The organism is Bacteroides sp., assembly GCF_028690125.1.
In the GTDB taxonomy this organism is placed as follows: domain Bacteria; phylum Bacteroidota; class Bacteroidia; order Bacteroidales; family Bacteroidaceae; genus Bacteroides.
This window is the reverse complement of the sequence record NZ_JAQVBV010000089.1, coordinates 1-6,836: the sequence shown is the minus strand read 5'-3', so window position 1 is coordinate 6,836 and position 6,836 is coordinate 1. Positions and strand designations below refer to the sequence as shown.

Here is a 6,836-nt window from a genome sequence, read left to right as displayed (position 1 = left end):
CTAGATTATCCCAAAAAGGATAAACTCAGGGAATGACCCCGAGTTTAGGGATATGCCGCAGATATGACTCCTGAAGTTCGTTTTTTTCAATGTGATCATACACATCTATGGCCTCGCCGCGCGAGTCACCGCGCAACTCCTGAATAAAAGGCCGAAGCATCCCAGACCTTCGCAACCAGGTTGTAAACCAATGCCTACAGCAATGAACACCAAACTTTTCATCTAAATGTCCCTCAGGATCGCGAAAGCCGCATTTCTGAGCGTACCCTGAGACCATATCATAAACCTGATTCCTGTATATCCGGTTTCCATTTTGACGACCTATGAAAAGCGCAGGGTTTGGGTCTGTCCTGCTGTCCAGGTAATTTAAGAAAGGCCCGCGTTTCATCATCAAAAAACACAAGTTTGTTAGACCTCTTCGCGGTGGACTTAAGGTAGACCGTCATTTTATCAAGATCAACGTCCCGAATGGGCAGTGTACCAAAAGTTCTGTAAAATATGAATGACTCTGTATCCTCCTTCTCTTACCACAAAAAAACAGGATGCAGAGGCAAAAGATCAACGGGATATTTCACTTTATGTGATATTTTTGGTGACATGATAACTACAAGTGTCAATATTAAGAAAAACTGCATAAGAATAAGAGCAAGCAGTACAACTTTAATTCAGGCCGTGAATGTTTGAACGCATTCCTCCCCCCACTAAAAGTAGGGGGGATCCTGCTGAGGGGTCCTGAAAATTCATAAAGCAGGCGCCCTCCCTTTGAAACTTGAGAAATATTTTTCTTAAATACGTGGTCCTAGTGATTTCATGCAAAAAAGAGGTTTACCAGAGTTGGGAAGGTCCTGTGAAAGTGGATGGTCTTTATATCGAATGTGGGCAATTTTGCCTGATGTCTGCTTAAAAGTTTTTTTAATTTAGGTATGTTTGAAAACTTAATTTATCATTTTAAGATCTAATGACCCTTATTTGCTTAAAATACGGCATATTACATCATTTTTTATTTTTCTGTTTTTTAGTCCTTTTTTTTGAATAAATATGACATGCGGATGGTAGAGGAGATAACTACTGATCAGATCAGTATTATTGATCAGATCAATAACTCTCCAGTACCTGGTTGTAATTCACTCTGTTTTAGCTTCCCCCGTTCCTATACAAAAACATACAGAATAGACAGAGAACTCCACTGATTATCCCAAACCCTGAAGCCTTTGTATCTTCTCTCTGTTTAGAGGCCTGTCCGGTGTTATCCCTGGTACTTCCAGTATTTTCTTCGGCACCTTTTGCAAGCTGGATTTCTTTTTCAGACTCCATGTCTGTTGCGTTTTCTCCAGAAGTTCCTTTTACCGTTCCTGTAATTGCAAAAGAAGAGAAGCCTGAGACTGTAGCTGTAAAGTACAGGAATTCATCGTCTTCTCCTGAGAGGCTGGCTGGAAGCCGTTCCCATTTATTCTCATCATTATACCTGTTAAGGGCAATGGAAGTCTGGTCTATCTTTTTATCCTTAATCCAGGCTTTTTCAACCCTGAAACCGATTACCGGGTTTTCAATGTTCTTTGAGGTTGCAAATCCGCTGTTTCCTACCCAGACATTAAAGGACTTATAGACCTCTCCTTCAGGCATTTCGGAAACGAGTGCGGACTTGTTTTTTAACTGCTCGACAATCGTGGTGGTCTTTCCAGCTGTCTTTTTAGAACCGAAACTAACATACGTAACACAGGTCGCATTTTTTGCAAAATCAAACTCTATGTTCTTGCCGTTTGTGACATAAGCCTGTGAAAGCTCTTTGGTTTCAATATTTCTTGCAGGCTCAGGAGACCCCCCACCTCCTCCGCCACTGCTCCCTCCACTGCTCTTCTTCTCCACAGCTATCTGCGCGGTTTTTGAAACGGTACCTTTCGCGTTGCTTACTGTCAAGTTAACGGTATAGGTCCCTGCAGAGGTGTAAGTATAATCGAAGCTTGCCTTATTTGAATCTTCGATTCCATCACCATTAAAATCCCAGCTTCTCGATGTTGCGTTCTGGGAAAGGTCAATGAAAGTAACTGTAAGAGGAGCATAACCACAGGTGGTACTTGTACTAAAGTTTACGACAGGAAGTATTGGTTTTTGGCACGGTCCACCTATGAACTGTCCAAAGGACAGTGGGCGATTTTCTAAGTTCACTGTAGCTGTGACAGTGTTTGTTTTTGTGTCAATCACAGAGACACTGCTACTTCCCCAATTTGTCACATATACATTTTTTCCGTCTGGCGTGACTGCGATTCCATAAGGATAGCTTCCTACATCCACATGGGCTGTAACATTGTTCGTTATTGAATCTATTACAGAGACATTGCCACTTTCATAGTTTGCCACATATACATTTTTTCCATCAGGAGTGACTACAACTCCACTAGGGTCAACTCCTACACGTACAATGGCTATAACAGTATTTGTTGTCGTGTTAATTACATTGATTGTATTGCTTCTGGAACTCACGTATACTCTAGTTCCTTCTGGGTTGACTGCAACTCCCCAAGGATTGAGTATACCATTCACTTTGGCTATGACAGTATTTGTTATTGTATCAATTACAGAGATAGTATGGTAATTACTTGTCACATACACCTTCGTTCCATCTGGATTGACAGCAATTCCAAAGGGATAGAGTGCTACATCCACTGTAGCTGTAACAGCATTAGTCTTTGTGTCGATTACGGATACAGTGTCACTGAGATAATTTGCCACATATACTTTTGTTCCATCCGGGCTGACTGCAACTCCAAAAGGTTCGCGTCCTACATTAACAGTGGATATGACAGTGTTTGTAGTTGTGTCAATTATAGAGATACTGTTGCTGTACACATTTGCTATATATGCCTTTGTTCCATCTGAACTAACTGCAACTCCCCAAGGATCAGATCCTACGTTGATAGTAGCTATAATATTATTAGTTGTTGTATCGATTACTGAGACTTTATTGCTTTTTGCATTAGTAATATATGCAAATGGCCCAATGTATTCAACTGGTTCACTGGTTTTAAAAACGTTGATTGTAGCAATCTTTGAATCTGTACCGTTTGTATTGCTGACTGTCAGGTTCACTGTGTAATTTCCTGCTATCGAGTAGATATGCGTTGGATTCCTATCAACCGAATTAGTTCCATCTCCAAAATCCCAGATTCTTGATGTTGCGTTTTGCGAAAGGTCGCTAAAGGTAACTGGAAGGGGAGCATATCCGCCTGTGACACTGGTACTGAAATTTGCAACAGGAAGTACTGCAATAGGTCTTTCTAAAACAGTTACTGTGGTACTTTTTGAATTTGTGCCGTTTGCATTTATTACGGTTAGTTTAGCTGTGTAAATCCCTCTGGAATTGTACTTATAGATAAAGCTTGCCTCATTTGAGTCCTCGATTCCGTCACCGTTAACGTCCCAGCTCCTAGATATTGCATTTTTTGAAAGATCTGTAAATTGAACGGAGAGAGGGGCATAACCATTGGTTACGTTGATACTGAAATCTGCGACTGGGGAGTTTGACTCTGCTTTTTCTATTGAAATTGTACACATAAATATATCAGAATTCCCATTGCGCCAATCTTCCCACACGACCTTGTTACCGTAAATCCTAGGATTCTTCTGATCCGATTTATTAGTAGTTACTTGTGTTTCCGTATTAGTGGAGAGATTATAACTGTAAATATCGGGATTAATAGGCATTCCATTTCCATTTCGATAATCTGTCCATACGATTGTATCACCATAGATAGAAGGAAATTCCTTTGTTGACTTATTGGTAGTAATAAGAGTCTTTTTGGAAGTGGAAATATTGTGCATTAATATGCGCTTATAATTATTTCGAGATCCTTGCCATACTACCCGATCCCCCCAAATAGCAGGGGAGAAATGATTCAAGCCATCATTTGTAATTTTGGTCTTCTTGTAAGTAGAAATATCGTACATGTAGATATTGGAGTCTCCATAGGCGCCAAATTCTTGCCATATTATCATGTCACTATAGATAACAGGAAACCCCTGTTCCAATTCATCGGTTGTAATCTGAGTTTCCTTATTGTTAGAAAGATTGTATACATAGATTTCAGAGACTAGACCACTAGGGTTAAAATTACGATAATCCATCCATACAATAATATCACCATAGATAGCGGGGTCCAATTGATACGAGTCATTGGTTGTGATCTGCATTTCTGTATGGGTAGAAAGATTGTACATGTAAATATCAGGGTTTGAGTAACCATTGCGCCAATCTTCCCAAACAATGATATCACCATAGATAACAGGAGAGTACTGATTTGATTCATCGGTTGTAATCTGGGTTTCCTTATTGTTAGAAAGATTGTACATGTAAATATCAGAGTTAGAGTAACCATTGCGCCAATCCTGCCACACGATTATATCTCCATAAATAGCTGGTGCTTCCTGTGATGATGGATTAGTAGTTATTTGGGTTTCGACAAGGGTTGCCTGACTATTTATAGTTTTTATGACCTCAGAGTCTATAAGATTACATGCGTAGATATCAAATTTTGAAACCCCATTACGATTGTCGGTCCAAACTAGCCAGTCTCCATAGATAGCAGGGCTGTAATGATCCGATCCGTCATTTGTAACCTGAGCTACCGTGAAAGCGGAGAGATTGTAGAGATAGATATCTCTGCATCCATTGCGCCAATCTTCCCAAACAATGATATCACCATAGATAACAGGAGAGTACTGATTTGATTCATCGGTTGTAATCTGGGTTTCCTTATTGTTAGAAAGATTGTACATGTAAATATCAGAGTTTCCCAATCCATTACGCATATCCTCCCATACAATCCGATCACCATAAATGGTAGGATATGCCTGTTCTGATGCATTGGAAGTTATTATAGTTTCATCAGAAGTAGAAAGATTGTACAGACAAATTTTATTTTTTCCATTACGATACCCATGCCACACTATTCTATCCTCATAGATAGAAGGCGCCCGCTGGTCTGAATAATTTGTAGTAATCTGAGTTTCTGTGTGGTTAAAGAGGTCATACATATAGATATTAGAGTTTCCCCACCCGCGATGATCTTCCCATACAATCCTATTACCGTAGATAGCAGGGTTTGCTTTTTCTGACACATTAGTAGTTATTTGAGTTTCCTCATAAGTAGAAAGATCGTACATGTAGATATCGGAGTTTCCATTGCGATAGTCTACCCATACAATCTTGTTACCGTAGATTGCAGAGTCTGCTTTATTTGATCCGTTTGTGGTTATCTTGGTTTCCTTGGAAGTAGAAAGATTGTACATGTAGATATCCCAGTTCCCATTGCTCTCATCTATCCACACTACCCTATCATCGTAGATGTCAGGAAAATATAGAGATGATTGACTTGTAGTTATCTGAGTCTCATTAAAGGATAATTGACCATCTGCACTCTGCGCAAAAGCTGTAGAAATCAAAGAAGATATACAAACTGAAAAAAAGAAAACGAAGGCTATTGAAACTACGGATATTGGATACAACTTCTTCTTATTCTCCATTTATTTTTCACCTTGTGGCTTATTTAAAAAACTTCAATATATACTCAACTTTTACAACCCATCTTAAACTTTTTCTATAGAGTCGGGAATTATAATAGTCTGTATATTTGAGAGGTATATCTGGTTCTGTATCCTAGACCATCCCTGCCAAGGAGAAACCCTTTTTGGAACTTGTGGAATATTTTTTATAAATTCCACAGACCAGATCATTTTACTCAAAAAAGAGGTTTGCCAGAGTTGGGTAGGTCCTGTGAAAGCGGGCAGCCGTTATATCAAATGTGGGCAATTTTGCCAGATAACTGCTTAAAAATGCATATTTTTAATTTAAGTACGCATTAAAGACTTATTTATATTTTTAAAGTTTATTAAGCCTCATTTTTTAAAAAAAAGACATATAATACCTTTTTATTCTTTGGGGCAATAGAATGGATGTCAGGGGAATTCCCCTTATCCATCTTGTGCTACGGCAGTAAGCTGGGTACTATTCACCAATTCCAGAGTTTTACGTAAGTTCGGCTTTTGATCTTTACCAAGTCGGAATTCCCACAACACGCATTTTGAGAAAGGACTTGCGTCAGGTCCAGCCAAGCAATTTTCCACATCTTCCAGCGACCCTCCACAGCAATTCAGGCAGTGTTGCCTTATCGTATCTAATAATTTAGTTTTTGAAGTCATTGTTGATACCATTTAGAAAAATTTAATGGAGGTCCATGTGCTCAGGTATCGATTTATATCTATTTTTAAAACGATATGAAACGATATCTTTCCTCCCTGGGCCTTTTTAGTATTTAGGAATGGCTGAAAAATAACTTCATGTTTTCAGTTCTGGAATCACTCTATACTCATACGGGTTGTGTTTTTGTTGATAGAGGCGTTTGGTGTGTGTATTCAAACCACGGAACACACGGAACACACGGAAAAAGAAAGCCGGAAGACGCCAATTAAGGTTGCTCTGGCGTTTTTCAGTCCGCTTGAGCGGAGCGAAACGGGGGTCCCCGTGCTCCCGAAGCGGAACTCGGGTATTTAAAGGACCGGCGTACTCACCGGCCATCAGGCCGGTTTCCGTGTCCTTCAGTGTGTTCCGTGGTTAAGGAATGGTAAACAAAAATACTTGATATTATAGTTGAGTCATTCCTTAGCATGAAAGTACCCCATATTCCACTATCAGGACCCTTTCTAAGAATCGCTGATATATGGTGAAAAAATAATTTACAATTATGTATACAAAGCTATGGCATGGAAATATAATGATAACAGAAACGAGGATTATTTAAGAACAACCCTGCCTAAGAATGTATTAAGTAATCTGTCTTATT

At 39.4% G+C, this 6,836-nt stretch carries 3 protein-coding genes; all 3 read right to left on the bottom strand.

The window, feature by feature from the left end; all coding sequences use genetic code 11:
- Window positions 1-25: 25 nt before the first annotated feature.
- Window positions 26-388, bottom strand: a complete 363-nt coding sequence (locus PHO71_RS26340; protein ID WP_367279937.1) for a tyrosine-type recombinase/integrase — start codon at window positions 386-388, stop codon at window positions 26-28.
- 746 nt (window positions 389-1,134) lie between these two features.
- The gene (locus PHO71_RS24900; protein WP_300208865.1) at window positions 1,135-5,520 is read right to left on the bottom strand and encodes a PGF-pre-PGF domain-containing protein; all 4,386 of its coding nucleotides are present in this window, start codon (window positions 5,518-5,520) and stop codon (window positions 1,135-1,137) included.
- 447 nt (window positions 5,521-5,967) lie between these two features.
- Window positions 5,968-6,195, bottom strand: coding sequence for a hypothetical protein (locus PHO71_RS24895; protein WP_300208864.1), 228 nt, complete (start codon window positions 6,193-6,195; stop codon window positions 5,968-5,970).
- Window positions 6,196-6,836 lie beyond the last annotated feature (641 nt).